This is a genomic window from Deltaproteobacteria bacterium, assembly GCA_015233135.1.
In the GTDB taxonomy this organism is placed as follows: Bacteria; UBA10199; UBA10199; order JADFYH01; family JADFYH01; genus JADFYH01.
Window position 1 is genome coordinate 1 of sequence record JADFYH010000002.1, and the last position, 25,058, is coordinate 25,058.

Below are 25,058 nucleotides of genomic sequence, written 5' to 3' on the forward strand. Positions count from 1 at the left end.
GAGAGCAAGAGTTGAACAAGAGCTACGATTTTAAGAAATCAAAATTAGAGAAGAATATGTTTCGAGAGAATACATTCGAGCAAGAAATGAAAGAATCGATACGAGAGTATTTGTGTTAAAAGAAATGGCATCAATGGCAAAGTATTATTAGCAGTGTATTTAAAGGAGTTATTAAAAAAGTACTGGAGTCAAAACAACACCCCAAACAAGAAGTGATTGACTTTAGAAAAGAAGAAGGCAAAGGGAAAAAAATAGAAATCAAGAAACTTCTCGCCTTATCAAAAAAAACTACCCCCAGTAATTAAATGCATCTATGATTAGAAATAAACAAGTAATGAGTTGCCAAGACTTGTTAACAATTTAGAAATTCTAGTTATTGGAAACGACCGCCCTCACTTGGGAGAGAAGGGACAGGTGATCACTGATCTTTAAGCCCTGAAGCTCGGGATAGTTGTAATGGAGTGAATTGAGACCTTTGAGAAGTTCAGCCCCTCTAAAAACTACTAATTCCTCGCCCAGATAGTAGGCAAGAATTTCATTTAAATCTTCAATCAGATGCTGATATTCGTTCTCTTCTTCTTTTTTTCGCAGGCGAATTCGTTTGGGAAGAATCGTTTTACTTGCACTCAATCCAGAGGCATTTAAGGCGATCTTGATATTTTTCAAACGCTTGGCAGATTCCTTGAGCAGGTTTTCAATTAACTTTACTTCGCTAATCATAAGTTGATTTTGCCCTCTCCCTGCCCTCTCCCGTCGAGAGGGTGAGGACTCGAATATTGCATAAAGTGAGTTATTTATTCTCAGCTTCTTTTTTCTCTTTATAAAGCTTCACTAATTCTTCCTGCACACCGCGAGGCACAGGGGCATATTTCAGGAATTCCATCGTAAATTCACCTTTTCCCTGGGTTCCACTGCGCAAATCGGTGGAGTAACCGAACATTTCGGAAAGAGGAACCTCGGCATCGATCTGCACATAACCCACGTCCGTGGAGGTACTTAAAATAACGCCACGACGTTGATTGATCTGTCCCACCACAGAGCCCTGAAACTCTTCAGGGGCCTGTACTTGCAACTTCATGATGGGTTCCAGAATAATCGGTTTGCATTTGTCATAAAATTCACGCACTGCGGTCATGGCACAAACTTTAAAGGCCATATCCGAGGAATCGACCGCGTGATAAGCCCCGTCGTTGATAATCGCTCTAAAGCCCACCACTGGAGCGCCAATCAGCAGACCTTTTTTAATTTGGTCCTGGAAACCCTTGTCACAAGAAGGAATAAATTCTCGAGGGATTCTACCCCCCACGATATCATCCACAAATTCGTAAGTTTGAACCGAATCGGCCGGCAGGGGCTCAAAAATACCACAGATTTTTGCGTATTGTCCCGAACCCCCGGTCTGCTTTTTGTGCTGATACATGAAGTCGGTTTTTTGGGTGATGGTTTCCCGGTAGGCCACCTGAGGCTTACCCGCAATCACTTCGCAGGCATATTCGCGTTTCATGCGCTCAATATAAATTTCAAGATGCAACTCGCCCATTCCGGAAATAATGGTTTGAGCACTTTCTTCATCGCGATGAACACGGAAGGTGGGATCTTCTTTGGAAAAACGATTTAAGGCTTTGGAAAAATTGACCTGTCCACTTTTCTCTTTAGGTGCCACGGCCAGTGAAATAACCGCATTGGGGATATGCATGGAAGTCATGGTGTAGCGCACCTTCCCATCCGTAAAGGTGTCTCCGGACGCACATTCCACGCCAAAGAAGGCCACGATGTCTCCCGCACTCGCCACTTCGATATCGTGCATTTGATCGGCATGCATACGCACCAGACGGGGAACCTTCAGCTTCTTTTCGTTCACGCTGTTGACAATCCACTCCCCTTTACTGATTTTCCCCTGATAGATACGCATGAAGGTCAACTGGCCAAAACGCCCATCCTCCAGCTTGAAGGCCAGAGCCACAAAAGGCTTGTCAGGACTGGATTCCAAGATAACCCGCGCTTCTTCGTTGTTTTGATCCAGGGCCACATTTTCTACTTCAGTAGGATTGGGAAGATAATAACCGACTGCATCCAGCAAAACCTGCACCCCCTTATTCTTAAAGGCGGATCCACACATCACTGGAGTAAATTTCAGGCTGAGTGTGGCTGTGCGCAGGGCACGTCGCATGAGTTCAACCGAAACGTCCTGGTCTTCCAAAAAGAGGCTGGCCACATCATCGTCAAAATCCCCCAAAGCGGCAATTAATTCATGCCTAAATTCCATGGCTTGCGTGAGCATATCGGAAGGAATTTCTTCAATTCGAATTTTTTCCCCATTTTCTCCATCGAAATAAATGGCCTTCATTTCCACCAAATCTACCACACCCTGGAAGCGATCTTCGGCCCCAATGGGAAGGGTAATCATGTGGGCATTGTGTTTAAGTTTATCACGCAATTGATCGCGAACACGGATGGGATCTGCCCCTGCTCTATCCATTTTATTCACAAAGGCAATACGGGGAACATGATAGCGATTCATTTGCCTGTCGACGGTAATGGACTGACTCTGCACACCCGATACGGCACAGAGCACAAGCACTGCGCCATCAAGCACGCGAAGGGCGCGTTCCACTTCGATGGTAAAATCGACGTGTCCCGGAGTATCAATCAGGTTGATAATGGTTTCTTTCCATTCACAATAAGTGGCGGCAGATTGAATAGTGATGCCTTTTTCCCGTTCAAGGTCCATGAAATCCATGGTGGCACCCACGCCGGATTTTCCTTTTACCTCTTCGATGCGATGAATTTTGTTGGTATAAAATAGAATACGTTCAGAAAGGGTAGTTTTACCCGAATCGATGTGGGCAGAAATTCCAATATTTCTCGTTCGTTCCAAAGCAGTCGCCATAAAAGCCTCCAAATAATTGATAAAGAAGAAAAGCAACGCGCTCTATCTTGAATGACTTGAAAAAGTCGAGTTTTTTTTAGTGATTTATTAAGAACAATAAACATTTTTTTTAAAAATAACTCTGAATATGACACCAGCCTCTCAGCAGACTTGACAATCGGCATCTGATCCGCTTGAAAAGGGGCCCTCAATCTATATCAAGGAGCTCGCTATGGAATACAAAGTCGATTTAGAAGACATCCTCTTTACCGCGTTTGATTTTTTAAATACCACCCAGCTCACCGAACTCCCCCGCTTTCAAGGTCAAAGCGAAGACATCTATCGCTCTGTGATTGATGAGGGCTTGAGGTTTGCGAAAAATGAGATCGCTCCCTTAAATGAGAAAGGCGATCGTCAGGGATGTAAAATGATCAATGGCCGTGTGGTGATGCCGGAGGGATTTCAAGAAGTCTTAACCGCCTTTGGTCAAAATGGATTTATGTCGATTGACTTGAACCCTGAATACAATGGCATGGGGCTTCCCACCACCATCAACACCGTGGTTTCTGAATTTGTCATGGGCGCTTGTGCCAGCTTCGCTTTCTTTCACCTGCTCACCCGTGGATCCTGCAACGTCATCCAAAGTTTTGGTTCGGAAGAACAAAAACAAAAATACCTAAGTCGCATGAACACCGGTGAATGGTGTGGCACCATGTGTCTCACCGAACCCCAGGCCGGATCCGCCGTGGGTGACATCTCTACTGTCGCCAAGAAACAGGCCGATGGATCTTTCCTGCTCAAAGGGCAGAAAATTTTCATCACCTGCGGAGACCATTCGCTTTCCTCCAATATCGTGCATCTCGTGCTGGCCCGTGTTGAGGGCGATGCCCCGGGCACCAAAGGGATTTCCCTTTTTATTGTCCCGGCCAAACGTGTGAAGGACGATGGCTCTTTTGAACAAGACAACGATGTGAGCCTGGTCTCAATCGAGCACAAGATGGGCATCAAGGCCTCCCCGACCTGTCTGCTCCAGTTCGGAGAAAATGATCGCTGTCAGGGATTTTTGATCGGGAAACAATCGCAGGGAATGATTTACATGTTTCAGCTGATGAACGAAGCCCGCTTGGCCGTGGGGCAGCAAGGGGTAGCACTTGCAGCTCCTGCTTATGAATATGCCCTGTCTTATGCCAAGGAACGCACTCAAGGCGGCAAGACCCTCATCGTTCAATACCCCGATGTGCGTCGCATGCTGATGACTCAAAAGGCCTATGTCGAAGCTCTGCGCTGTCTTGTGATGGAAGCCTCTATTATGGTGGATCTGGCCTGGCATCACCCGGATGAAAAAGTACGCCACGAATATGAATCCCTTGCCGGCCTGATGACTCCGGTGGCCAAGGCCTTTGGCTCCGACATGGGTTTCCGTTCTACCGAACTCGCCATCCAGACCTATGGCGGTTATGGTTACACGCAAGATTATCCGGTAGAACAATACATGAGAGATTTGAAGATTGCCTCAATTTACGAAGGCACCAACGGCATTCAGGCCATGGATTTGATAGGCCGCAAGTTTTTGAGGGATGGCGGAAAAAATTTACTGAAATATTCTCAACGTACTACACAACAACTGCAAGAAGTGTCGGCCCATGCAGAATTAAAACCCGCCGCAGATAAAATTATCTCTACGATTTCAAAATTCGGCCAAGCCGCGCAACGTATAGCTCAGAAAGCGTCCCAGGACGGAAACTTCCCCGGCTATGTCGCCACACCCTTTTTGAGGGCCTTCAGCGATATCGTCTGTGCCTCGCTGCTCGTGCGTCGTGCCGCCGTTGCCTTAAAACAATTACCCTCTGCCTCCACGGCGGAACGCAAAAAATTCCTTCAGGGAAAAATTGAAGTGGCTAAATTTTATGTGGAGCAACTGCTGCCCGAGGCAGAGCTCAACCTCACCCGCATTCACTCGGAGGATCGCTCCGCTTTGGCGGATGTGCTGTAATTAAGAATTATCGATATACCGTATCATTCAAACGCCAATCATAGCCGCCAAACTCCACCTTCGTGCTCAGATTGACTGGAATACGGGAAGATAAAAAGCCTCTCAGGGACATGGAGTAGCGTTTAAAATCTTCCTCAAACCATAAAAACAGAGGGGAAGTTCCCACCACATTTCTTCGGGCATCATAGCTCACCTTGGAGGGATCGTTAATAAAACGAGCGGTGACTTCTTCGAGCTGTTTTTCCAAATTCTTAGAATTGAAGGCCTCTTGCAAAAAGATAGGCCCGGCTATGGAGGCATTGACACGGGCTAGATTGTGTCGAGGGTCATTGAATCGTTCATGAAATAAATTTTCGATATCGAGCAGAGACATCTTCTTTTCAAAACCTGCAAGAGCATAACGTGCCTCCTCAAAAAAATGAGGAATCTGAGAAGTGTTTTGAACCGGATAAAATTTTAAAACCTCTCGCAAAACCAGGGCATTGTACAAATTAAGCAACGCGGCCATTCGCTCTTGAACTGGTTCTAAGACAAAAATATCTATTTTTGACAAGTCCTCACAATAGCCATTCAAAACAGCGAGGGCCTCTTTGTCTCTTTTGAGAGATCGATAATCGACCAAGCCAATTTTACTGATATATTTTTTGAGAATTTGGCTGAACGCAGAGTGATCAATGGGGTTGGGAAGAACGAGTTTTTCTTGAGCGAGGACAGGAAATGAAAAACAGAGGGAAAAAATAAAAAAAAATTTTAGAAGTTTGGATTTCATCGGGCTAATCCGAAACCTGCGCCAAGAAAAAAATAAAAATGCACAATATCAGTTTCCAGAAATCTACTCACACTTCTCACACTTAAATCCCGTCTTATTGCAAGCCTCCAAGATCTTGTCTGCACTCGTTTTGGTATCGTCGTAATCGCAGCTTCCTTTGGCAGTTTTATTATCTACACTGCATTTGGTGACTCCATCCACTTTTTTGAGCGCCCCTTCTACCCGTGCAGCGCACATGGCACAGCTCATGTCTTTTATATTGAGACAAATATTTTTATTTTCTGCCCGGGCTATTAGAGGAAATAAAAAAAACATCAGCGCTAATAAAATTTTATTTTTCATTGCAGTCTCCTTCCAAGGCTTATCCAAAGCGTTAATCCTGAGAATAACAAGCTTTGAACTTGCTCGAGCCGGTCACATATAAAAAAGAAGGCGCTCCGAAAAAAAACCAGAACGCCTTTTTATTCTTTCCAAAAAAATTACTTTTTCTTTTTGGCAGATTTACCCAGCACTGAATCTTTTGCTGCTTTGGCAATACGAAATTTCAAAACAGTTTTCGCAGGAATTTTAATTGCCTCTCCTGTTTGAGGATTACGACCCATGCGTGCTTTACGATTCACTAAAACCAGTTTTCCCAGTCCAGGAAGTGTGAATCCATTCTTTGCTTCTTTCAGTGCTAAGGCGGCTAAATCTTCAACAAGCTGAACAACATCTTTCTTGAGCAAGCTCGTGTCTGCTGCAAGTTTGTTAATGATTTGGCTTTTGGTCATTGCTTTTCCCATAGAATCCTCCCGAGGATTTAAAGGTGGTTATTATTGTTAAATCTTAAGCCACCAAGCGGAATCGAACCGCTGACCTACTGATTACGAATCAGTTGCTCTACCAACTGAGCTATGGTGGCACCTTTGAATACAGTTGCTAGTTACTAGTTGTCAGTGATCGGGTATCAGTTATTAGTTGCCAGTTATTAAGAGCAGGTAGTCTATTACAAAACTGATAACTGGCAACTGATTACTGACTTCTAGCTCTAAAATTCAAGGCTTAAAAACAAAAACACGAGTTTTTTATGCATAAAAACCAAGAAAACGCCAAAAAACTGCTGGAAGAGATGCTGAATATCCTGAGAGTGCTCCGAGGCGAAGAGGGTTGCCCCTGGGATAAAAAGCAAAATCATGAATCTTTAAAAACCTATCTGTTGGAAGAAAGTTATGAAGTGCTGGAAGCCATCGATGAAAAAAAATCTACATTGCTCAAAGAAGAGCTGGGAGATTTACTTTTACAGATTTTTTTTCACGCACAAATTGCCTCAGAAAAAAATGAATTTGATTTTGCGGATATTCTGCAAGTGCTCATCGAAAAAATGAAACGCCGTCATCCTCACGTCTTTGCAAATGAAAAAATAAAAGATAGCGAAGAAGTCTCCAGACGTTGGGAAGAAATCAAGACCCAAGAAAAAATTGCCAAAAAAAATAATGAAAACTGTGAAAAAGAGAGTTCCATTCTGGCTGACATTCCCAAGGCCTTACCTGCCCTTCAAAAAGCCTATAAAATAGGAAAGAAAGTAGCCACGGTGGGTTTTGATTGGCCTCAAATAGAAGGCGTTATAGAAAAAGTAGAAGAAGAGTTTCAGGAACTGAAAGAAGCCCTCAAAAATGGACAAGGCATGGATATTCAAGAAGAACTGGGAGATGTCTTTTTTACCCTGGCAAACTTTGCACGTCACCTCCAATTGAACCCCGAAGAAGTTCTTCAACAGAGTTGCCAGAAATTTTCAAAACGCTTCCAATTTGTAGAAGAAAAAATGAAGCAATATGATAAAAAATCTATTAATTTAGATAAGTTAACAGAGTTGTGGATAGAGGCAAAGAAATCCACAGAAACTGTTTAAGAACTGTGGATAGACCTGTGGATGATTTATTTGACGCAGTACTGTGGAGAAGATTCATCAGCGCTAGCAAATTGATTAAATTTTGGGCAATATTGACATCGCTGTCATTGCGAGCGATGACATCCTTATGAAAAAAACCCTTACTCCCCTTCTTCTTTCCACCTGTGTTTTACCTGGCTTGGGCCAATTCAAGCTTGGTCAAAGGCTCAAAGGGCTATGCCTGAGTTTCTCTTCCGTTCTTCTCTGCCTGATTCCCCTTTTATTTTTCATGAGAAGCTTTTGGAAACTCTCCCTCATCCCTTTACATCACCACGATCATCTCTTCCCTAAGATGGGAAAAAATTTGTGGCAGAGCTTTATTCAGAATGAAAGACTGATTTTGATTTCTCTATTTCTTTTAGTGGGCGTGTGGGTTTGGAATGTATGGGATGTGTGGAGGGGGATTAAGGAAGTGAGGAGTGAGGCGTAAGGCGTGAGGCGTGAGGGAATAAATTCAGTTTCCCCCCCTTACACCTCACGCCTTACGCCTATCCTTACCCCATTAAACCTGAGCTTCCTTCCGAAAATCCTTGTGCTCTTTTCCATCAAAACCAAAAACATGCTCATGGTCCTCAAATTTGGTTTCCACATAAACAGGCCGAGTCCAGATTTGATGCAGATTTTTAAGGACTTCTTTTAACCAGTCGATTTTTAACTCGAAGCCTTCGTATTGGTGCTTCAAATAAAGTTCTGATCGATTTTTATAATTCCCATTCACCACCGAAAGCATGGGCCGGCCGGAGTTGGTGAGTTGAGCAAGCAACTTGTCTTTCACCTTCTTAAAATCGGTAGAAGTAATTTGGTACGTATTGTTGGCTTTATTATAATCGAAGGCGAACATCTTGTTTTCACGGCAAAAATCTTCGGTTAAAAAAGTATCGATAAAAGTGAGATCGTTATAAAGTTTTCTCACTTCAAAAATTTTTTGTTTTCCGATTCCTGTTTTTTTATCCCAGCGTTTTTTTTCTACCATATTGTCGCATTCTTCATATTCTTTTCCAAATCGGCCTTTGTTCCAGCGATCTTCAATGTCGCGAAAGAGTTCTATCCCCAACTTGTAAGGATTCAGCCGGCCATTCGAGGCGACCGTCCCCGAATGGTGATCGGCATAATCAATGAACTCCGAGGAATTCATGATTCTCCGAGTCATGAGGGTGGAGTGCCAATACGAGGCCCAACCTTCGTTCATGATTTTGGTCTGCATTTGAGGTAAAAAATAATAAGCTTCATCGCGAATCATCGCCAGGATGTCTCGCTTCCAACGCTCCATGGGAGCATGTTCCAGCAAAAACAGGAGGACATCTCGAACAGGACTCTCCGGAAATTCCCTCTCTTGTTCCTGACTCTTTTTAATTTTTTTCTTCTCCGATTCCAAAAACTCTTTTGGATTAATAAATTTATCCATGTAGCCTTTGCTTTTCATTTTTTTGACCAAAGGCTGAGCTTCTTCTCCTTCTTGTAAAACTCTTCCCTCTTGTTCCGCACGACGCTTAATAAAGGGGCCATGGTTATCGATGAGGTTTTCTATCGAAAGACAGACGTCTAAAAATCGTTCTACTTCATCATGCCCTTGCTGATCGATGTAACGCCGAACACGAATTTTATGGTTGGCCATTTCATCCATCATTTTGCGATTGGTGTGAGAAAAATAAACATTGTTTTTGAAAAAATCACAGTGCCCATACACATGGGCCATCACCAGTTTTTGGTCCACCAAGTGATTGCTGTGTAAAAGGTAGGCATAACAGGGATTGTTGTTGATGACCATTTCGTAGATTTTAGACAGACCATAGGCGTAGGATTTGGAAAGTTCCTGGTACTGCATCCCAAAGCTCCAGTGAGGATAGCGGTTTGGAAAACCGCCATAGGCCGCAATCATATTCATTTCTTTCCAATCCACCACTTCAAAAAAAACAGGAAAAAAGTCGAGACCTACCTCACGTGCAATCTTTTCGATCTTGATGTTCCATTCGACGAGTTCTTCGGGGGCTTTGTTGTAGTCGGACATGTTATTTTCCTTTACCCAAAAAATCCTTGATCGAATCCAAAATTTTATCTTTGCCTTCTATGCGCGAAGTAATGAGCTCTTCTTTTTTATCTCCAAATTTGTTTTTTAAATCTTTTAAAAATTGCCCGCTTCCATATTCCGATTCCACTTGTCCGTAACAAAACACATTCACCTTTGGAAAAATTTGTTTCTCGAGCATATTCAAACATTCTTGTGTGTCATTCCCCGACCAGTTGTCTCCATCCGAAAAATGGAAGGGATAGATATTCCATTCACCCGGGTCGTATTCTTCCTCAATCATCTGCAGACAGAGCTTATAGGCGGAACTGATGATGGTGCCACCCGACTCACGAGTGCGATAGAAGGTTTCGCGATCCACTTCACGGGCAACGGCATCATGAATAATAAAGCGGGTTTCCAGGCCTTCGTATTGCGAGCGCAACCAGGTATCAATCCAGAAACTTTCGATGCGTACAATTTCTTTTTGTTCCTGACCCATCGAACCCGAGACGTCCATCATGTAGATAATTACGGCCTTACGCTGAGGTTTTTTTTCTTCTTTGGAAGAACGGTAACGACTGTCTTCGCGGATGGGAACAATCACCGGCTTCACCGGATCATAAAGCCCAGTCAGGATATGCCGTTTCAGCGCTTGTTTGTAGGTACGTTTGAAATGACGAAGCGAGTCGGGGCCATTGTAAGTAATAGAATTGTACTTGTTTTTTGAGGCGACGATATTCGCAGTCCCTTTGGGCTGAATATTAGGCAACTCCAATTCTTCAGCCAAAATCTGCGCCAACTCATCCAGGGTCAGCTCCACCTCCAAAATATGCTGTCCTTCCCCACTGCCCGCTTGGCCTTGACCATCGCCTTCTTGGTCACCTTTACCGATGACGTCACCCTCTTTGCCCTCTCCCTGCCCCACCCCACCCTTTTGATTGGGACCGTAGACAATGTGTGGGATATCGATTTGAGGCAAAGGAATGGAAATAAGATCTTTGCCCTGCTTCCCAATAAGCTCCCCCTGAGAAACAAACTTACGCAGTTCCTTGCGGATTTTCCCTCGAACGATTTGTTTGAAGCGATTGTAGTCTTGTTCGATTTTCATGTTTTAATTGGAACTAACTCCTATCCTTAATATCCCCCCTTGCAAAGATACTGGCCACAAAGTTCAGGACGTCTGTGGCGCAGATATCGCAATAGCCGTGATTTTTGATGAGGCGGCTTTTCACCACGTCGATTTTTTCCTGGGTGTCTTTGTCCATCACACTGGTCACCAGAGAAGTGAGTTTGATAGAATCTTTTTGATCTTCGAACATTTTGAGTTCGAGGGCCTTCTGCAAGCGCTCGTTGGTTTTGTAATCAAATTTCTTACCTTCGACGGCTAAGGCCCCAATGTAGTTCATGATTTCACGACGAAAATCATCTTTGCGCGAATCGGGTATATCAATCTTTTCTTCAATGGAGCGCATCAAACGTTCATCGGGTTCTTCATCCTGCCCCGTGTATTTGTTACGAACCTTTTCTTTTTGAGTGTAGGCCTTAACATTGTCGATGTAATTACCACACAAGCGGGCGATGGCCTCTTCGTCTGCACAAATAGCGCGCTGCACCTCATTTTTTACACGGTCTTCGTATTCGTCCTTCACCACCGAAAGCAGCTCAATGTATTTTTTACGCTGATCGTCATTCTTGAGCAAGGTGTGATGGCGCAGACCGCTTTCCAGTTCGTTCAAAATCATAAAAGGATTCACGCAACCTTCGTTGTCTTTCACCAGGGCATTGGAAATTTTATCCTGAATGTAGCGAGGAGAAATTCCATCCAGCCCTTCGCGGACGGATTCCTTACGCAATTCTTTCACGTTGTCTTCGGTGTAACCCGAGAGGGTTTTACCGTCGTAGAGTTTCAGCTTCTGGATGAGAGTAAGGTTTGCCTTTTTAGGCTCCTCCAGGCGAGTGAGTATTCCCCACATCGCCGCAGTTTCCAGGGTATGAGGGGCAATGTGTTTCCCTTTAATCTTCCGCGCACTGAAGTCCTTTTCGTAGATTTTCATTTCCTCGGAAAGCCGGGTAACATAAGGCACATCCACCTTTACGGTTCTATCCCGCAAGGCCTCCATATACTCGTTGCTTTGCAATTTTCTAAATTCAGGTTCATTGGTGTGACCGATGATCACTTCATCGATATCGGTTTGGGCGAATTTTTTGGGTTTGATGCGATGTTCCTGAGAGGCGCCCAGCAAGTCGTATAAAAACGCAACGTCCAGTTTCAGCACTTCGATAAATTCAATAATGCCACGGTTGGCAATATTGAATTCGCCATCAAAGTTGAAGGCACGAGGGTCCGATTCCGAGCCATATTCGGCTATTTTGCGATAATTGATATCGCCGGTGAGTTCAGTCGAATCCTGATTTTTTTCATCCTTGGGCTGGAAGGTGCCAATGCCCACCCGATCTTTTTCGGAAAGCACCAGACGTTTGACGCGCACATGATTTTCGATGGCCTTCAGCCAATCGCCTTTGTAATGCTGTAATAAGGTCTTGAAGACAAAACGGCAGGAAGGGTCGAGATCGCCTTCCAGATGAATTTTTTCTGCCTCGGGAAGCTTCCAATTAATTTCATCTAAAACCTTGGAGCGATGTTCCTCCGGAATAATTTTGAGAGGTTCTTCGTGCATGGGGCAGGCGATTTCTTCGCTGGCACCAAATAAATGCTGCAATTCATTCACACCGTTTTTGATCCATTTATAAGTAAACAAGGCCCCTTCCGGAGTGCGCGAATATTGCTCCAAGCCTTTTTTGAGTACACGGGCGATGGTAGATTTGGAAGAACCTACAGGCCCATGCAAAAGAAAAATGCGTTTTTCGGTTCCATAGCGGGCGGCCGCACTTTTGAAAAGATCCACCAATTTCATGAGATGCAGATCCAGACCAAAAACTGCATCTTTCCCATTCTCGAAAGGATCTTTAAAAAAATTGTAGCGGATGATTTTTTTCTTGTATTCTTTATATTCCTCGAACCCGTGAGAAATAATCATGTCGTACACGCGCTGGAAGGAGCTGCGCGCAACTTTTGGATTTTGCCTGACCAGATCTAGATATTCAGAAAACGAACCTTCCCAGTTGAGTTCTTGATACCCTTTAACATCTTGAAGGTTTTTTAATACCTCCATCAGTGACCCCGACGTGGTCATAAGACCTCCTTCATTATGGTGATGAAAAGAACGAAAGGAATGTAAACCCGACCCCACTCGTACACAACCCACAGAAAAATTATAACAGGTACTGGTGTCACTTCAAGGTTTGTTTTTCATTTTTTGACATCGTGTGTCGAATCACAGCTTTGATGAGCGCGCTGCGGTTGGCTTTTCCGAGTAAGGTCTTAAGATCATAATAAACGGTGGGATCAGCAATTAAGCCACCTAGAGAACCTTCTCCCTTCTCGATTTTTGCACTCACTTCACTAAAGTTTTGTGTCATGGATTGAATATTTTTGGCAGAGGCTGAAAACTTTTTTGCCAGATTTTCTTTTTCAAAGCCGTGGATGAGTTTTTGAGTAGAAGCGATTGTCCCCGCCAGATCTGAAACAGCCTGAGCCCCTTTAGGATCGTACAACAAGGCATTCACAAGACTTTTTTTGGTCTTCACGTCCTGAATCATTCCGTCCACATTTCCGACAATTTTTTGCACCTGATCCAGCAGACCAAAACTTTTTTCAAACATGTCACTCAATGAAATAGTTTCCTTCACTTCAATATACTCTCCATTTTCGAGCTTTCGTTTTTCTGCAGAACCTACGGTCACCGCGACTGCTTTGTCCCCCAACAGTCCCTGGGTATCAATTTTGGCTGTACTGTCTTCCCTTATTCTTTCCTGATAATCCGAAAGGAGATTTAAAAAAATTATAAAGTGTTTATCACTCACCTGGTCAGAGAATTCAATTTTATCGACCTTCCCTACATTGTAGCCATTTAAAAAAACGGGCGAACCCAATCTTAATCCTGTAATGTCTTTGAATTTCACTTTTAAGGTATAGCTGGATTTAAAGAAATAACTCCCGTCTCCCAAAATAAAAACCATCGTCACCAGTACGGTAAGCGCAAGGAGCACAAAAACGCCCACCGATATTTTTAGAGAAAGTTTTGAATTCATAATCGTTCCTTAATAGCGATTTAATCCTTAAGAGTCCCTGCCATGAAATCTTTCACAACTTGGTGATTCTCTTTTTTCAACTCTTCGAGTGTTCCCACATACTCCACTTTATAATTATATAAAAAAGCGATGCGGTCACTCACATGGGCCACACTCTGCATGTCGTGCGTCACTACAATTGAAGTTGCTTTGTATTTCTCCTTCAAGTGCACAATGAGATCATCGATACGACGGGAGTTGGTGGGATCCAGACCCGTGGTTGGCTCATCATAAAGAATCAGCTCTGGATTGGTGGCAATGGCACGTGCCAAACCGACACGTTTCCGCATGCCTCCCGAAAGATCAGAGGGCAACATTTTTCCAATTCCAGGAAGCCCAACATCTTCCAGTTTTTCATTCACGATTTGGTCAATTTCTTCTTCCGAGTAAGAAGAATGTTCTCGCAGAGGATAAGCCACATTATCTTTTACACTCAGTGAATCAAAGAGGGCTGCACCCTGAAAAAGCATGGCAATTCGTTTTCTCATCTTGATGAGCTGCGCCCCATTCATCGACATCACCTCTTCTCCATCAAATATAATTTTTCCGGTATCGAGAGGAAGAAGTCGAAGAAAAATTTTAAGGAGAACACTTTTACCCGAACCAGAACCTCCAATAATACAAAGGGTCTCCCCTTTTTGGACATCCAAGTTTAAATCCTCAAATATTTTCTTTGGGCCAAAGGATTTACAGATATTTTCAAAATGAATAAAACTTTGCATAAAAATCAAAACAACAAAAACACCTTCGTTAAAATAAAATCTGAAATAAAAATGCAAATGGAGGCATACACCACCGAAGTGGTGGTAGATCTTCCCACACCTTCGGTTCCTCCCTGACTGTTCAAACCTTCGTAGGTCGCAATCAACCCGATAAAGAGACCAAAAAAAATGGTTTTGGTTGTTCCACTGACAAAGTCGGAAAGTTTTAAAGATTGCACAGTCTGATCGTAATAAAAATAGGCCCCCACACCCGTTTCCAGCATCGTGATCACCAGACCTCCGAGAATTCCCACGACATCGGCCAACACACTTAACAAGGGCACACAAAACAGACAGGCAATCACTCGAGGAAGCACCAGTTTTTGGATGGGATTACAACCCATGGCCTCGATCGCCATCACTTGTTCTGTCACACTCATGGAAGCCAGTTCAGCAGTGATTCCGGAACCTACGCGTGCGGCAATCATCAACGCTGTGAGCACTGGGACGAGTTCCCGGCATAAAGCAATACCGATCATGTTTCCAGCATAAAGCTGTAGGCCAAATCTTGAGAGAGCCACGATGAATTGTAAGGCCAAAACCATTCCTGTAAAGATAGCAATGAGATTGGTGAGAGAGGTCGATTTAACCCCAATGACCTCAAATTGGACCAGGGTGTCCTTCCAGGGAAAGCGCTCTTTAATAATGGCTTTTAAAATTTGATAAACGAGTAAGGCAATCCCTCCTACGTAAGTGACAAAGGAAAGAACAGAATCTCCTATAAAGGAAAGAAAGCGGACCAAAGGCTTTTTTTTGTTTGTCTCAGGAGTCATGGAAGACTCCCTTCAAAATGGAACCCACTATAAAAACCTTCAAATTCTTTTTTGACCCCTTCGTAATTTTCGGGAGGAACCACTAGAGCAAAGTCGAAAAGACAATTGTCTTTTTTGATGACTACTGTATCCAATACAAAGTTCACTCCATCCACACTGCCTTGTGCCACGGTATGCAGAGCGGAACGAGAGTCGAGTTTGAGTTCTTTTTGGGAGATTATTTTTTTGTTCTTCAAATCAAAATGAAGATGGGTGGTCAGCGTTTGCAAACTCGCATCGTCAAAAGAGGCATCGCAGAAAGCATCGCTTTCCAGACTTGCCTTTGCCTTGGAATTATAGAGCAAAAGCGATTTGTAGCGCCCCAGTTTTTCCCTCTTCCAATCGTCTGAAAGAAGACCTACCCGATAACTGGATTTCTGCGTCATCACCCAGCCAGGTTTATAGCTCTTCACTTTACCGGTATTGGCTGAGCCTCCAAAACAGGAACTGCAAAAGATAAAGATTGCAACAATCAATTTTTTTTTCATATTTGTTTCAAATTTTATTAAAAGAACTCAAGTTAGGCAAAGCTTTTACCGTTTATTATTTCTGAGATGAATAAGCCACTACAAAAGTTGGAGCTGACCAATCCAAGATTTCATATCTTCGAAGGGCTCAGCATTCAAAGAATAGCGGCCCCCTTACCCAGAAGAATTCTCGCCTATATCATCGACCTCAGTATTGTTACCGCCTGCTTGTATTTGCTGTTGATATTCGGTGGAATATTATTGGTTCCCCTCACGGCCCTTTTGGGCTCTCTTGTAAAAGAGAATATAGGCGCTCAAATTTTTTTCGTCTTATTTGCGCTGCTTATTCTTATCGTCATTTTTGGAATTTACCATGGTTATTTCGTCTATTATGAATTCAAAAAGGGTCAAACTTTAGGGAAACGTGTGTTCGCCTTGCAAGTCATTTCTGAAAAAGTGAAAAAGCTCAGCTTGCGCCAATGTGTTTTAAGGGATGCCCTGCGTTACATCGATTGCCTGCTTATTTTCCCAGGCTTACTGAGCATACTGCTCAGCAAGAATCATCAACGCTTGGGGGATCTGGTTTGTGGAACCCAGGTGATATTTTTACCCAAAAAAGAAAAGGAAGAACAATTTCTCTATATCACTCCTGAACAATATCATCTTTACTCTGAAGCGCTAGAGGCAGCTGCTGTGCCCGGCGAAACTGCACAAAATTATTTAGGCTTTGCGTATCCTTATTTTATTTCCAAAACTCAAAGGGCCAGTGCTGAAAAAATTGAAGAAATTCTCAGTGACTTAAAAAAGGTATTACCGAAAGCAGTAAATTTGAAAGTAGATCAAGAAAGTTTAATGCTTTTTTTTGCCGAACATTGTCATCAGCAATTGAAAAAATAAAGGAGAGAAAAAAATGGAAAACTTAGTACTCCCCAGTCTGCAAGCCAAGTCTAGCAATACCCCTGGTGGATTTTGGATAAGATTTGTTGCCGCGTTTATCGATGGTTTTGCCTTGGGTTTTGTGATGCTACTCATCAATTCACCCTACTATTACCTGTTATTCAAGGCGATTGTTTCCAACCCTGAAAATGCCAATGCTGCAATTGCCAGCTTATACCTCTACAAAATATTCAGCATGGTGATCAATGCTGTACTGGGATACTTCTATATGGCTTGGTTCAACAAAAATAAAGGCGGGACCTTGGGAAAACTGGCTTTGGGATTAAGAGTGGTTGATTTTCAAACCGGACAAAACATTGGTTATGGGAAATCCCTTGTCCGACACTTGGGGATGATTCTCAACTATTTCACGCTTTTCATTGGTTTCATCATGGCAGGCGTCAGACAAGACAAGCGCGGCCTGCACGATTTAATTGCGGGGACGCAGGTGATAAAGATAAGGTAACTGCTCAGGTAGCCCTGGAAATTGCGAGGACTGCCGAGCAATCCTTGAGAAAAAATACAAATGGACCCCGATTTCTCGGGGGTGACGCAGTTTTTGTTTTCGTTACCTCCAATAGTTGTGAGTTCCGCAGCAATTGGAAGGGCTACCTGAGCGGTTACAAAATAAGATAAATTATGCTTCCCCAAACCCGTCTACAAATTCAGCAAGATCAGAATCTTTTTCAGAAGGAATTTCAGCAATATTTGAAAGACAAACAAGCTGCGAGCAATCAGCAATTTGCCAGCACTTTTAATATCCTCAAAAAGTTTGAACGCCTTACTCGCGATTATTATCAATTAGAGGCAGACTGTCCCAGGGCTGATCCTCTTCGAATTCGCAGCAAAGAATTTTTGGCCGATGCCACTCAGGCCCTTTTGCTGGAACAATTGGAAGTGAAAGAAAAAACCAGAAACACTTTTCTGCAACGCTATCGACAAATCTGGAGAGATCATTTCCCGCTTTTTTTATTTACCCTGGCCCTTTTTATTTTCAGCACCCTTTTTGCCTGGCACATGACTATTCGCGATCCGCACTACGCCTTGGCTTTTATGGGCGAAGATTTTTTTGATACCATCAAAAATAAAGACGCCTGGTTTGAAAAAATAGTAGGGATGGAATTTTTAGAGGGCTTTGCGATCGCCCAAAACAATATTCAGGTGACCCTCAATTGCTTTCTGGGAGGGGCTTTTTTTGGTTTGGGGGGATTGTTTTTTCTTGTCTATAACGGCTTTCACCTGGGTTCCGTTTTTGCTTTTTGCCGCATGAATCATTTTGATGACAAGCTGCTGCAGTTTATTACCGGCCATGGTTTTCTGGAACTGAGCATCATTGTAGCGGGGTGTTTTGCCAGCCTGGTTTTTGGACGCGTGTTTTATCAGCGACCTTACAAACTATTTAGAAAAAGACTTTACCAGGCCACAAAAGATGCAGGGATTATCATCCTGGGCATTACTCCCTGGTTAGTGTTAGCTGCCCTCGTAGAGAGTTTTGTCAGTCCGCAAAAATCCATCCCCTTTCCTGTAAAAATGGGCATCAGCCTCTTGATTGGTGGAGTTTTTTGGGCCTGGACTTTGTGGCCGCCTACAAGCGTCCCGAATTTCTCAAATGCCGATAAACCTTCTCCACGCTAGTCAGCCAATAGGTCTCGGGCACGGTAACAACGCCCGCACCCAAGACAGCCATTTTTTCTCTGAAGAGCTGCACCGACTCGTCTAAGGAATACGAATACAACAAGCGGTTATAGGATTGCAGGTCAAAGTTCTGTGGATTGGCCGACAGAATTCGCTGCTTCAAATCGTATTTTTCATCGATGAGGCTCAGGCTTAATGTAAGGTGTTTGGGCAGGATGGGAGCCAGATATTTTAAAATATAATCCTGGTTGGAACTGCGAAACACATCCGTCAAAAGCAGCAGGATGCTTCGTTGTCCCGATATTTTTTGCAGCAGCGGATTTAGCAAGGCAAAATTACTTTCCTGTTCCAGGGCCGAAGGAGAAAAGTTGCCTTCAAAGAGGGGAAGAAAATCCCGGGCAGAGCGGGAAGAATAAACGGCAAATTCCACTTTTTGCGCAAAGGCAATAAAACTCACCCGATCGCGTGCGGCCAGGGAATGTTCGATGAGAGTCAACGCCGCGGAGAGGTAGAAATCCATTTTTCGGGAACTGCCTATATTGCCTAGCATGGAGCGGCCTAGATCCAGGACGACAATCAAATGATGGTCATGCAAACTATCGAAGGTTCGAGTCATCAGCTTGCCCAGCTTCGCCGATTTACGGGCATCGATATGTCGGCGGCTGTCGGGATACTGATATTCTCTTAAGGAATGAAACTGTTCAGCCGCCCTCGATTGCATCCTGCGTCGCGCTCCCGCGTGCAACAAATTTTGAAGAGGTAAAATCTGTTCAAAGGCCTGATCGGAAATCTTCTGGCGCGTGGGAATTACACGAAAGGCCTCGGGCATGATGGGCAATGCAAATTTTCTCACCCAAAATTTTAACTTGGAAAAATGTTTCAGAAGAAGAAATTCTATTTTTTCATATCCCAGTTTTTGAGCCACAAAATCAAAAGAGACTTGAGCCTCGTCTTGCTCAATGCAAAATGCTTTCACAACATCACTAAATTTCAATCGCAACAGTCTTGGGCGAATCGCTTCGATTTTAGAGAAAGAGTCTACAGAGGGAAAATTTCGGAGTTGAATCTTTAACGACAATTCTTCTCCCAATTCAGGCGTTTTTGGAAGACTCAGGAAAAGCTGGGCAGCTTCCCAAACTTTTGTTTTTTGGAAATCCACAACGAGTAAAATAACAAATATGAAGTGCGCCAAAATATAAAGGCTTAAGAGATGGGGAAACAGCAGACAAAATCCCCCCAATACCTGGAGCAAGGCAAAGACGGCAAAGGCGTAGTCAGTGAGGTAGAGACGGGTGTTTTTCATTGAGGAAACGGCACTTCCTTTAAAATTTTATCAATCACTTCCAGCTCAGTCACTTGAGCCACCTGGGCTTCCGGATTGAGCTTGATGCGATGTCGCAGCACAGGCAGTGCCAGCGCCTTCAAATCATCCGGCAACACAAAATCTCGCCCCTTGAACAAAGCGCGTACCCGCACGCTTTTCACCAAAGCCAGGCCGGCTCGGATACTGGCACCCGATTGTAGCAAGGCTTCCTGACGCGTTTTTTGCAAAAAAAGACTCACGTAAGCAAGCAGACTCTCCTCCACTTTCACCGCCTGAATTTCAGACTGAATCTGCGCCGCATCAAAAGTAAAAGGCGAAAGATCAAAAGTAAAACCTTGCTTGCTCAAGGCCTTGGCCATAATTTTTTGTTCTATTTCCTGGGGTGAATGCGCCAAGACCAGCTTGAATAAAAAACGATCGAGCTGAACTTCGGGCAGCAGAAAGGTGCCTTCAAAATCCTGTGGATTTTGGGTGGCCAGCACAAAAAAAGACGAGCTGAGCTTGAATTGTTCTCCATCGATGCTCACCTGTCGTTCTTCCATGGCCTCCAACAGGGCGGATTGAGTGCGGGGCGGGGTACGATTGATTTCATCGGCCAGCAAAAAATCGGTGAATACCGGTCCAGGCACAAATTTAAAATTTTGTTCGGCCGGGTTATAAATATGCGCCCCCAAAATATCGGAGGGCAGCATGTCCGAAGTGAATTGAAGGCGTTTGTAATTTTTGGCCAACAAGGCCGCCAAAACCTTGGCAGTCATGGTTTTACCGGTTCCAGGAGGGCCTTCCAGCAAGACATGCCCACCTGCCAGAAAAGCCATGAGAATCAGATCGAGCAAATCCTGATGGCCATAAATCAGGCCTGAAAATTCCTCTTTTACTTTTTGATAAAGTTCCTGGGTTTTAAACATACTCATCGTTTTCCTTTCTCTGTCAGACAGTTTTGATGAAAGACAAGTAAACGCATCCCCTCTTTCAGAAAGTGAGGGACATTTTTTAGATTGTTATCGGGTTTTAAAAGGCCAAGTATTTCCGCGTGTCGACGGGGAAACTTTTTTTGCAAAAAAACCAAATGCTGATTCAAGGCAGAAGGGTAAGAGGAAGAGGGAGCCAAAGTTGCATAAAGAAGATTTTCATTAAAGCCATGAAAAGTGAGAGGGGCATCAGGCCCAGACTCTGCCTGAGCCTCAAAGACCTCTTCTTCATCCTGCAGGGCATGAGAGAAAAAAAGAAACAAAAAGATACTGAGGAAAAATCCCAAAAAGGGAAATAAAAAGCGCGGCTGTTGCATCAATTTAAAAAAATCATAATCCGAATAAAAATGATGGTATTCATCCAGAATAAGCGGGCTGTAATTTTCTAAGAGGCGGAAGGCCGCCAGCCTGTTTTCATTTTTCACAATCAGTGCATTCGAGAGGAGTGGAAGTCCCGCCATCACCCACACCGCGCCTCCCTCTTCGAAATCCTGTTGGTACACATAGCATTCAAAACCATGGTCTTTGCAAAAGGGGTTTTCCATTTCGAACTGCGAATAAAAGGCGTAAGTTTCTTCAGGCGAAAAAAGGTCACTCTCTTTTTGTGGACTCAGAAGCGACAAAGTCTGATTCCTAAAATCTTCTCTTTTTTTCAGCTGCAGTGATATCCCCATCTCACTCAAAAAAGATTCCATATTCTTGAATTCTTTTTCGTCCTCAAATGAAAGCAACAGCAGTCCTCCGGATTCTACAAATTGCTTATAGATTTCTTTTTGATCTTTTCGAAACTCGCTCTTGGGAGACAACAAGGCCATGCTTTTATAAGATTTCAATTCTTCGAGATTATTAAATAGTCTTCCGGAAAGTTGTACTCGACCAGGAGAGAGAGACTCGGAGAGCTTGTAGAAAAAATTCAGCCCTCGCCCCTGAGAAGAATAAGCCGTCGCCTGATCTTCTTTTTTCTGAAGGGAAACCTGAGTTTCACCCCAAACCCAGAAAAGAAAAAAAGCCAGAATTGCCAGGGTCCAATAAATGTTTTTACGATCACGCACGAGGCATCCTCTCCATCCAATTCACCCATTCTTTAAAGATCGCCTCGGGTTGGGACAGGTCTCCAAACATGAGTTTTGAAATTTTTTGAAGCAAGTCGGACGACTCTGAAAGATTAAAATTACACTTCCACTCCTCAGGCGTCATGCTTCGGGGAAGTTGCCTGGATTTTAAAAAATCTTTCCAATAAAGCCGAGCGGCAAGTGAAAAATCATGAGCTTGTAGGGCAAGCTGATAAGCTTCGGGTGAATTTATTTTGGGAGGAGTAACAGCAGCTTCGGAGCTTCCGTGAGTAGGCACGCTTTTATCTCTTTTGAAACTTCTCAGCAGCAAATACAAGAGATAAGCCGCTAGGAGTGCTACCAATATAAAAAGAAGATATTTCAGAAAGAGGACGAAGTTCTGATAATCCGGCATCCAATTTGACGTCTTTGGATTTTGATGCTGAAACCAGTCTTTCAACTTTTGAAGAAATTCCTGCCACCAGGAAAGATCCGCCTTTTTTTCTTCAATCAGGTCGGGCAAGAGGCTCTGCGGAGGATGACGCAGGAGCAGCTGGTCAAAATTATCTTGATAAGTTTTTAGTATGGGATCATTCATTTTTTGTAACTACTCAGACATCCCTTCCAATTGCTGCGGAACTCGCAATTATTGGACGGGATTAAAATTGAAATTGTGTCTCCCCCGAGAAATCGGGGGTCCATTTTTATTTTTTCTGATGGTTTGCTCGGCAGTCCTCGCAATTTCCAGGGATACCTGAGTAGTTACCATTTTTTTGTATGCGAAATCCTAAAGACAATTATTTTAAAATCCAAGCAGAAATATCCAATCGAGCGAAATTGATTGCAGTCTCCAAAACTCAAAGCACCGAAAGCATCTTGGAACTCTATCAATTGGGACAGCGAGATTTTGGAGAAAATTACGTACAAGAATGGCGAGCAAAAGCAGAGGCCTTAAAAACGGCAGCTCCTGAGATTCGCTGGCACTTCATCGGCCGGCTTCAAAGCAATAAAATTAAATATCTCATTGGAAAAACTTTTCTGATTCATTCTGTCGATCGAAGGAGTCTGCTGGAAGAAATAGAAAAACAATCGGCCAAAAAAAATAGGATCACTTCTGTTTTAATTGAAATGGATTTGGCGGGAGAAGAAAACAAGGGAGGGCTGAAACCGGAAGGTCTAGACGCTTTCCTCGTTCAAGCCAATCACTACTCTCATGTGCAAATTAAAGGACTGATGCTCATCCCCCCCGCTGCAGATGAAGCTGAAGCTTCCAGAAAATATTTCAAACGACTTAAAAGCCTTTCAATTGAAATGAATGAAAAGAAAATTTACAAACATCCGCTCATCGAGCTTTCGATGGGGATGTCGGGAGACTATGAAATTGCGATGGAGGAAGGTGCGACGATGGTGAGGGTGGGGACGAAGTTGTTTGGGGAGAGGAGTAATAAATGATTCAAAATTTTAAATGCCAAGAAACTGAAAAAATCTTTAACAGGATTTTTTCCAAAAAACTTCCTCAATCCATTCAAAGAGCAGCCTACAAAAAGTTAATCATGCTTCATTATGCTAAAACAATTGAAGATCTTAAAGTTCCACCGCATAATAGGCTTGAGAAGTTAAGCGGAAACCGTATAGGACAACATAGCATACGCATTAATAATCAATGGAGAATTTGCTTTAAATGGATTAAAAATGAAGCGGAAGAAGTAGAAATTGTGGATTACCATTAAGCTTTAATGGAGAGAATATATGTTAGCAAAAAAAATTGAACCCATTCATCCAGGTGAAATTTTGGAAGAAGAATTCCTTGATCCTTTAAATATTTCCAGAACCCTTCTGGCAAAAGCTATCTCCGTCTCCAGTAAAACAATCAGTGAACTCTTATCTAAAAAAAGATCCTTAAATGCAGATCTGGCTTTAAGATTCTCCCGTTTTTTTAAAAACTCCCCCCAATTTTGGATGGGACTTCAAATGGAATTTGACTTAGCTTCAGGTGAAAATAAAGTTAATTTAGAAAAAAAATTAAGAAATATTAAAACTTACCTTCACTATACAAAGGCCGCTTAAAGCCTGAGCATCCACGTCAAACAGGAATAACTATGTCAGCTAAACCAACCATCGGCTTCATCGGCTGTGGGAACATGGCTCAGGCCATGATTTCAGGCCTGCTCAAAAAGGGTTTTACATCCAAACAAATTTTTGTGTTTGATGTGGACCTTCCTAAAACTAAAAAATTTGTCCAGACCCACAAGATTAATTTTGTGTCGGATAACCATCAGCTCGCTTTAATAAGCGAGGTCCTGATTTTAGCCATCAAGCCTCAAGAAATGAAAAATGTTTTGCGGGAAATTGCCCCTTTTCTTCGAAAACAATTTCTGATTTCTATCGCGGCCGGTGTAGAGACTGCCTTAATTAGAAAATTTGCGCCCTCCTGTCCTATCTTGCGAAGCATGCCTAATAATCCCGCTCTCATTGGACAGGGCATTACAGGTCTGTATGGGAAAAAACTCAGTGCGGCCCATAAAACTTTGAGTGAGAAAATTTTTGCAGGCTGTGGAGAAATAGTTTGGATAGAAAAAGAAGAGCTGCTGGATGTAGTGACGGGTCTTTCTGGCTCAGGCCCCGCCTATGTTTACGCCTTTACACAAGCTTTGGAAGAAGCAGGAAAACGATTAGGACTCCCTGACAACATTGCTTATCAACTTGCATTAAAAACGCTAATAGGTTCTGCCAACACCCTCTTGCAAACGGGTAAAAATCCTTCGGAACTGATTTCCCTGGTGACTTCCAAAAAAGGAACCACTTTAGAAGGTTTAAAGGTGTTAAAAAAATATAAAATGAGTGAAGTCTTGCTTAAGACTGTCAAAGCCGCCACAAAACGGGCTCAAGAAATACGAAAGGAACTCTCTCAATGAAACTTTTAGGCTATCTCATCCTTTCTCTCGCCAAAATCACCGATCTACTGCTAAACCTATATACCTTTGTATTGGCCGCAGCCGTACTTATCTCCTGGATCAATCCAGATCCCTACAACCCCATTGTTCGCATCCTTAGACAGCTCACGGATCCTGTGTTGGATAAAATTCGCCAATACATGCCCTCTGCTTTGCGAAGATTGCCAATGGATATCTCACCAATAATTGCATTAATTTTTATTATCTTAATTCAAACTATTCTAGTAAATCTTCTCTATGATTTTAGTATTCCGTTTTTGAAGAGGTGAACTGGTGACTCCGCTCCCTAGGAGTAAAGTCCCCACATTTTAGTTGATCAACACCCCTCCCTCCCCTTAGAATATTAAGAACGCAGCATAGAGTTTTAAACTGATAAAAAAAATTGGAAG

At 43.2% G+C, this 25,058-nt stretch carries 27 protein-coding genes and 1 tRNA gene; 11 read left to right on the top strand and 17 right to left on the bottom strand.

Features of this window, described 5'->3' with window-relative positions; all coding sequences use genetic code 11:
* Positions 1–369 precede the first annotated feature (369 nt).
* Together HQM15_00785 and HQM15_00790 are read right to left on the bottom strand one after the other, a co-directional pair.
* On the bottom strand, positions 370–720 hold the full coding sequence (locus tag HQM15_00785; GenBank protein MBF0491302.1) for a hypothetical protein: 351 nt from the start codon (positions 718–720) through the stop codon (positions 370–372).
* Between the two features lie 70 nt (positions 721–790).
* The gene (locus HQM15_00790) at positions 791–2,890 is read right to left on the bottom strand and encodes an elongation factor G (protein MBF0491303.1); all 2,100 of its coding nucleotides are present in this window, start codon (positions 2,888–2,890) and stop codon (positions 791–793) included.
* Between the two features lie 211 nt (positions 2,891–3,101).
* Between HQM15_00790 and HQM15_00795 the strand changes: the two genes are divergently transcribed.
* Entirely contained in the window at positions 3,102–4,862 is a 1,761-nt protein-coding gene (locus tag HQM15_00795) for an acyl-CoA dehydrogenase (GenBank protein MBF0491304.1), read from the top strand.
* A 7-nt stretch (positions 4,863–4,869) separates the two neighbouring features.
* Here HQM15_00795 and HQM15_00800 read toward each other — a convergent pair whose 3' ends face one another.
* The 4 genes from HQM15_00800 to HQM15_00815 form a co-directional block, all read right to left on the bottom strand.
* Positions 4,870–5,631 carry a DUF547 domain-containing protein gene (locus HQM15_00800; protein ID MBF0491305.1) on the bottom strand — a complete coding sequence of 254 codons (762 nt, stop codon included), beginning with the start codon at positions 5,629–5,631 and terminating at the stop codon, positions 4,870–4,872.
* Between the two features lie 63 nt (positions 5,632–5,694).
* Positions 5,695–5,973 (bottom strand): heavy-metal-associated domain-containing protein, encoded by a 279-nt coding sequence (locus HQM15_00805; GenBank protein MBF0491306.1) that lies wholly within the window; start codon positions 5,971–5,973, stop codon positions 5,695–5,697.
* Positions 5,974–6,110: 137 nt separating this feature from the next.
* Positions 6,111–6,413 (bottom strand): HU family DNA-binding protein, encoded by a 303-nt coding sequence (locus HQM15_00810; protein MBF0491307.1) that lies wholly within the window; start codon positions 6,411–6,413, stop codon positions 6,111–6,113.
* Between the two features lie 46 nt (positions 6,414–6,459).
* Positions 6,460–6,532, bottom strand: a tRNA-Thr gene (locus HQM15_00815).
* 165 nt (positions 6,533–6,697) lie between these two features.
* On the opposite strand from HQM15_00815, the gene mazG reads away from it, so the two are divergent.
* Both mazG and HQM15_00825 read left to right on the top strand, forming a co-directional pair.
* Complete coding sequence (mazG, locus tag HQM15_00820; protein ID MBF0491308.1) at positions 6,698–7,519, top strand: nucleoside triphosphate pyrophosphohydrolase; 822 nt, start codon at positions 6,698–6,700, stop codon at positions 7,517–7,519.
* A gap of 127 nt (positions 7,520–7,646) precedes the next feature.
* Complete coding sequence (locus tag HQM15_00825; protein ID MBF0491309.1) at positions 7,647–7,988, top strand: hypothetical protein; 342 nt, start codon at positions 7,647–7,649, stop codon at positions 7,986–7,988.
* 72 nt (positions 7,989–8,060) lie between these two features.
* On the opposite strand, the gene HQM15_00830 is transcribed toward HQM15_00825, so the two are convergent.
* From HQM15_00830 to HQM15_00860, 7 genes are all read right to left on the bottom strand, one after another.
* Positions 8,061–9,566, bottom strand: a complete 1,506-nt coding sequence (locus HQM15_00830) for a SpoVR family protein (GenBank protein MBF0491310.1) — start codon at positions 9,564–9,566, stop codon at positions 8,061–8,063.
* A 1-nt stretch (position 9,567) separates the two neighbouring features.
* Positions 9,568–10,674 (bottom strand): DUF444 family protein, encoded by a 1,107-nt coding sequence (locus tag HQM15_00835; protein ID MBF0491311.1) that lies wholly within the window; start codon positions 10,672–10,674, stop codon positions 9,568–9,570.
* 13 nt (positions 10,675–10,687) lie between these two features.
* Positions 10,688–12,760 (bottom strand): serine protein kinase, encoded by a 2,073-nt coding sequence (locus tag HQM15_00840; protein ID MBF0491312.1) that lies wholly within the window; start codon positions 12,758–12,760, stop codon positions 10,688–10,690.
* Positions 12,761–12,857: 97 nt separating this feature from the next.
* Positions 12,858–13,718 (bottom strand): MCE family protein, encoded by an 861-nt coding sequence (locus HQM15_00845; GenBank protein ID MBF0491313.1) that lies wholly within the window; start codon positions 13,716–13,718, stop codon positions 12,858–12,860.
* Positions 13,719–13,738: 20 nt separating this feature from the next.
* Positions 13,739–14,479 (bottom strand): ABC transporter ATP-binding protein, encoded by a 741-nt coding sequence (locus HQM15_00850; protein ID MBF0491314.1) that lies wholly within the window; start codon positions 14,477–14,479, stop codon positions 13,739–13,741.
* Positions 14,480–14,484: 5 nt separating this feature from the next.
* A complete protein-coding gene (locus HQM15_00855) occupies positions 14,485–15,291 on the bottom strand; it encodes an ABC transporter permease (protein MBF0491315.1) in 807 nt (268 codons plus the stop codon).
* A complete protein-coding gene (locus tag HQM15_00860) occupies positions 15,288–15,818 on the bottom strand; it encodes a hypothetical protein (protein ID MBF0491316.1) in 531 nt (176 codons plus the stop codon). The genes HQM15_00855 and HQM15_00860 overlap by 4 nt, the downstream gene beginning before the upstream one ends.
* Positions 15,819–15,884: 66 nt before the next feature.
* Here HQM15_00860 and HQM15_00865 point away from each other — a divergent pair, with 66 nt between their 5' ends.
* The 3 genes from HQM15_00865 (at position 15,885) to HQM15_00875 (ending at position 18,368) form a co-directional block, all read left to right on the top strand.
* Positions 15,885–16,694, top strand: coding sequence for an RDD family protein (locus tag HQM15_00865; protein MBF0491317.1), 810 nt, complete (start codon positions 15,885–15,887; stop codon positions 16,692–16,694).
* A 13-nt stretch (positions 16,695–16,707) separates the two neighbouring features.
* The gene (locus tag HQM15_00870; GenBank protein MBF0491318.1) at positions 16,708–17,199 is read left to right on the top strand and encodes an RDD family protein; all 492 of its coding nucleotides are present in this window, start codon (positions 16,708–16,710) and stop codon (positions 17,197–17,199) included.
* Positions 17,200–17,372: 173 nt separating this feature from the next.
* Positions 17,373–18,368 carry a stage II sporulation protein M gene (locus HQM15_00875; protein MBF0491319.1) on the top strand — a complete coding sequence of 332 codons (996 nt, stop codon included), beginning with the start codon at positions 17,373–17,375 and terminating at the stop codon, positions 18,366–18,368.
* On the opposite strand, the gene HQM15_00880 is transcribed toward HQM15_00875, so the two are convergent.
* From HQM15_00880 to HQM15_00895, 4 genes are read right to left on the bottom strand one after another with little or no spacing between them, the layout of a single operon-like run.
* On the bottom strand, positions 18,319–19,671 hold the full coding sequence (locus HQM15_00880) for a DUF58 domain-containing protein (GenBank protein MBF0491320.1): 1,353 nt from the start codon (positions 19,669–19,671) through the stop codon (positions 18,319–18,321). The two genes, HQM15_00875 and HQM15_00880, sit on opposite strands and share 50 nt — an antisense overlap.
* Positions 19,668–20,606 carry a MoxR family ATPase gene (locus HQM15_00885; GenBank protein ID MBF0491321.1) on the bottom strand — a complete coding sequence of 313 codons (939 nt, stop codon included), beginning with the start codon at positions 20,604–20,606 and terminating at the stop codon, positions 19,668–19,670. The genes HQM15_00880 and HQM15_00885 overlap by 4 nt, the downstream gene beginning before the upstream one ends.
* Positions 20,603–21,715, bottom strand: coding sequence for a hypothetical protein (locus HQM15_00890; GenBank protein ID MBF0491322.1), 1,113 nt, complete (start codon positions 21,713–21,715; stop codon positions 20,603–20,605). Before HQM15_00890 ends, HQM15_00885 begins: the two co-directional genes overlap by 4 nt.
* Positions 21,708–22,313 (bottom strand): hypothetical protein, encoded by a 606-nt coding sequence (locus HQM15_00895; GenBank protein MBF0491323.1) that lies wholly within the window; start codon positions 22,311–22,313, stop codon positions 21,708–21,710. The genes HQM15_00890 and HQM15_00895 overlap by 8 nt, the downstream gene beginning before the upstream one ends.
* Before the next feature lie 179 nt (positions 22,314–22,492).
* Between HQM15_00895 and HQM15_00900 the strand changes: the two genes are divergently transcribed.
* The 5 genes from HQM15_00900 to HQM15_00920 are packed head-to-tail and all read left to right on the top strand — an operon-like array spanning position 22,493 to position 24,938.
* On the top strand, positions 22,493–23,167 hold the full coding sequence (locus HQM15_00900; protein ID MBF0491324.1) for a YggS family pyridoxal phosphate-dependent enzyme: 675 nt from the start codon (positions 22,493–22,495) through the stop codon (positions 23,165–23,167).
* Positions 23,164–23,445, top strand: coding sequence for a type II toxin-antitoxin system RelE/ParE family toxin (locus HQM15_00905; GenBank protein ID MBF0491325.1), 282 nt, complete (start codon positions 23,164–23,166; stop codon positions 23,443–23,445). The genes HQM15_00900 and HQM15_00905 overlap by 4 nt, the downstream gene beginning before the upstream one ends.
* Positions 23,446–23,464: 19 nt before the next feature.
* The gene (locus tag HQM15_00910; GenBank protein MBF0491326.1) at positions 23,465–23,782 is read left to right on the top strand and encodes a HigA family addiction module antidote protein; all 318 of its coding nucleotides are present in this window, start codon (positions 23,465–23,467) and stop codon (positions 23,780–23,782) included.
* 32 nt (positions 23,783–23,814) lie between these two features.
* Positions 23,815–24,630 (top strand): pyrroline-5-carboxylate reductase, encoded by an 816-nt coding sequence (locus HQM15_00915; GenBank protein MBF0491327.1) that lies wholly within the window; start codon positions 23,815–23,817, stop codon positions 24,628–24,630.
* Positions 24,627–24,938: a YggT family protein gene (locus HQM15_00920; GenBank protein ID MBF0491328.1), complete on the top strand. Its 312-nt coding sequence runs from the start codon at positions 24,627–24,629 to the stop codon at positions 24,936–24,938. The genes HQM15_00915 and HQM15_00920 overlap by 4 nt, the downstream gene beginning before the upstream one ends.
* Positions 24,939–25,058 lie beyond the last annotated feature (120 nt).

What these genes read in the sequence shown, in the direction of transcription:
- HQM15_00785 (MBF0491302.1), bottom strand. Translation starts at nt 720, where the DNA reads ATGATTAGCGAAGTAAAGTTAATTGAAAACCTGCTCAAGGAATCTGCC.
- HQM15_00790 (MBF0491303.1), bottom strand. Translation starts at nt 2,890, where the DNA reads ATGGCGACTGCTTTGGAACGAACGAGAAATATTGGAATTTCTGCCCAC.
- HQM15_00795 (MBF0491304.1), top strand. Translation starts at nt 3,102, where the DNA reads ATGGAATACAAAGTCGATTTAGAAGACATCCTCTTTACCGCGTTTGAT.
- HQM15_00800 (MBF0491305.1), bottom strand. Translation starts at nt 5,631, where the DNA reads ATGAAATCCAAACTTCTAAAATTTTTTTTTATTTTTTCCCTCTGTTTT.
- HQM15_00805 (MBF0491306.1), bottom strand. Translation starts at nt 5,973, where the DNA reads ATGAAAAATAAAATTTTATTAGCGCTGATGTTTTTTTTATTTCCTCTA.
- HQM15_00810 (MBF0491307.1), bottom strand. Translation starts at nt 6,413, where the DNA reads ATGGGAAAAGCAATGACCAAAAGCCAAATCATTAACAAACTTGCAGCA.
- mazG (MBF0491308.1), top strand. Translation starts at nt 6,698, where the DNA reads ATGCATAAAAACCAAGAAAACGCCAAAAAACTGCTGGAAGAGATGCTG.
- HQM15_00825 (MBF0491309.1), top strand. Translation starts at nt 7,647, where the DNA reads ATGAAAAAAACCCTTACTCCCCTTCTTCTTTCCACCTGTGTTTTACCT.
- HQM15_00830 (MBF0491310.1), bottom strand. Translation starts at nt 9,566, where the DNA reads ATGTCCGACTACAACAAAGCCCCCGAAGAACTCGTCGAATGGAACATC.
- HQM15_00835 (MBF0491311.1), bottom strand. Translation starts at nt 10,674, where the DNA reads ATGAAAATCGAACAAGACTACAATCGCTTCAAACAAATCGTTCGAGGG.
- HQM15_00840 (MBF0491312.1), bottom strand. Translation starts at nt 12,760, where the DNA reads ATGACCACGTCGGGGTCACTGATGGAGGTATTAAAAAACCTTCAAGAT.
- HQM15_00845 (MBF0491313.1), bottom strand. Translation starts at nt 13,718, where the DNA reads ATGAATTCAAAACTTTCTCTAAAAATATCGGTGGGCGTTTTTGTGCTC.
- HQM15_00850 (MBF0491314.1), bottom strand. Translation starts at nt 14,479, where the DNA reads ATGCAAAGTTTTATTCATTTTGAAAATATCTGTAAATCCTTTGGCCCA.
- HQM15_00855 (MBF0491315.1), bottom strand. Translation starts at nt 15,291, where the DNA reads ATGACTCCTGAGACAAACAAAAAAAAGCCTTTGGTCCGCTTTCTTTCC.
- HQM15_00860 (MBF0491316.1), bottom strand. Translation starts at nt 15,818, where the DNA reads ATGAAAAAAAAATTGATTGTTGCAATCTTTATCTTTTGCAGTTCCTGT.
- HQM15_00865 (MBF0491317.1), top strand. Translation starts at nt 15,885, where the DNA reads ATGAATAAGCCACTACAAAAGTTGGAGCTGACCAATCCAAGATTTCAT.
- HQM15_00870 (MBF0491318.1), top strand. Translation starts at nt 16,708, where the DNA reads ATGGAAAACTTAGTACTCCCCAGTCTGCAAGCCAAGTCTAGCAATACC.
- HQM15_00875 (MBF0491319.1), top strand. Translation starts at nt 17,373, where the DNA reads ATGCTTCCCCAAACCCGTCTACAAATTCAGCAAGATCAGAATCTTTTT.
- HQM15_00880 (MBF0491320.1), bottom strand. Translation starts at nt 19,671, where the DNA reads ATGAAAAACACCCGTCTCTACCTCACTGACTACGCCTTTGCCGTCTTT.
- HQM15_00885 (MBF0491321.1), bottom strand. Translation starts at nt 20,606, where the DNA reads ATGAGTATGTTTAAAACCCAGGAACTTTATCAAAAAGTAAAAGAGGAA.
- HQM15_00895 (MBF0491323.1), bottom strand. Translation starts at nt 22,313, where the DNA reads ATGAATGATCCCATACTAAAAACTTATCAAGATAATTTTGACCAGCTG.
- HQM15_00900 (MBF0491324.1), top strand. Translation starts at nt 22,493, where the DNA reads ATGCGAAATCCTAAAGACAATTATTTTAAAATCCAAGCAGAAATATCC.
- HQM15_00905 (MBF0491325.1), top strand. Translation starts at nt 23,164, where the DNA reads ATGATTCAAAATTTTAAATGCCAAGAAACTGAAAAAATCTTTAACAGG.
- HQM15_00910 (MBF0491326.1), top strand. Translation starts at nt 23,465, where the DNA reads ATGTTAGCAAAAAAAATTGAACCCATTCATCCAGGTGAAATTTTGGAA.
- HQM15_00915 (MBF0491327.1), top strand. Translation starts at nt 23,815, where the DNA reads ATGTCAGCTAAACCAACCATCGGCTTCATCGGCTGTGGGAACATGGCT.
- HQM15_00920 (MBF0491328.1), top strand. Translation starts at nt 24,627, where the DNA reads ATGAAACTTTTAGGCTATCTCATCCTTTCTCTCGCCAAAATCACCGAT.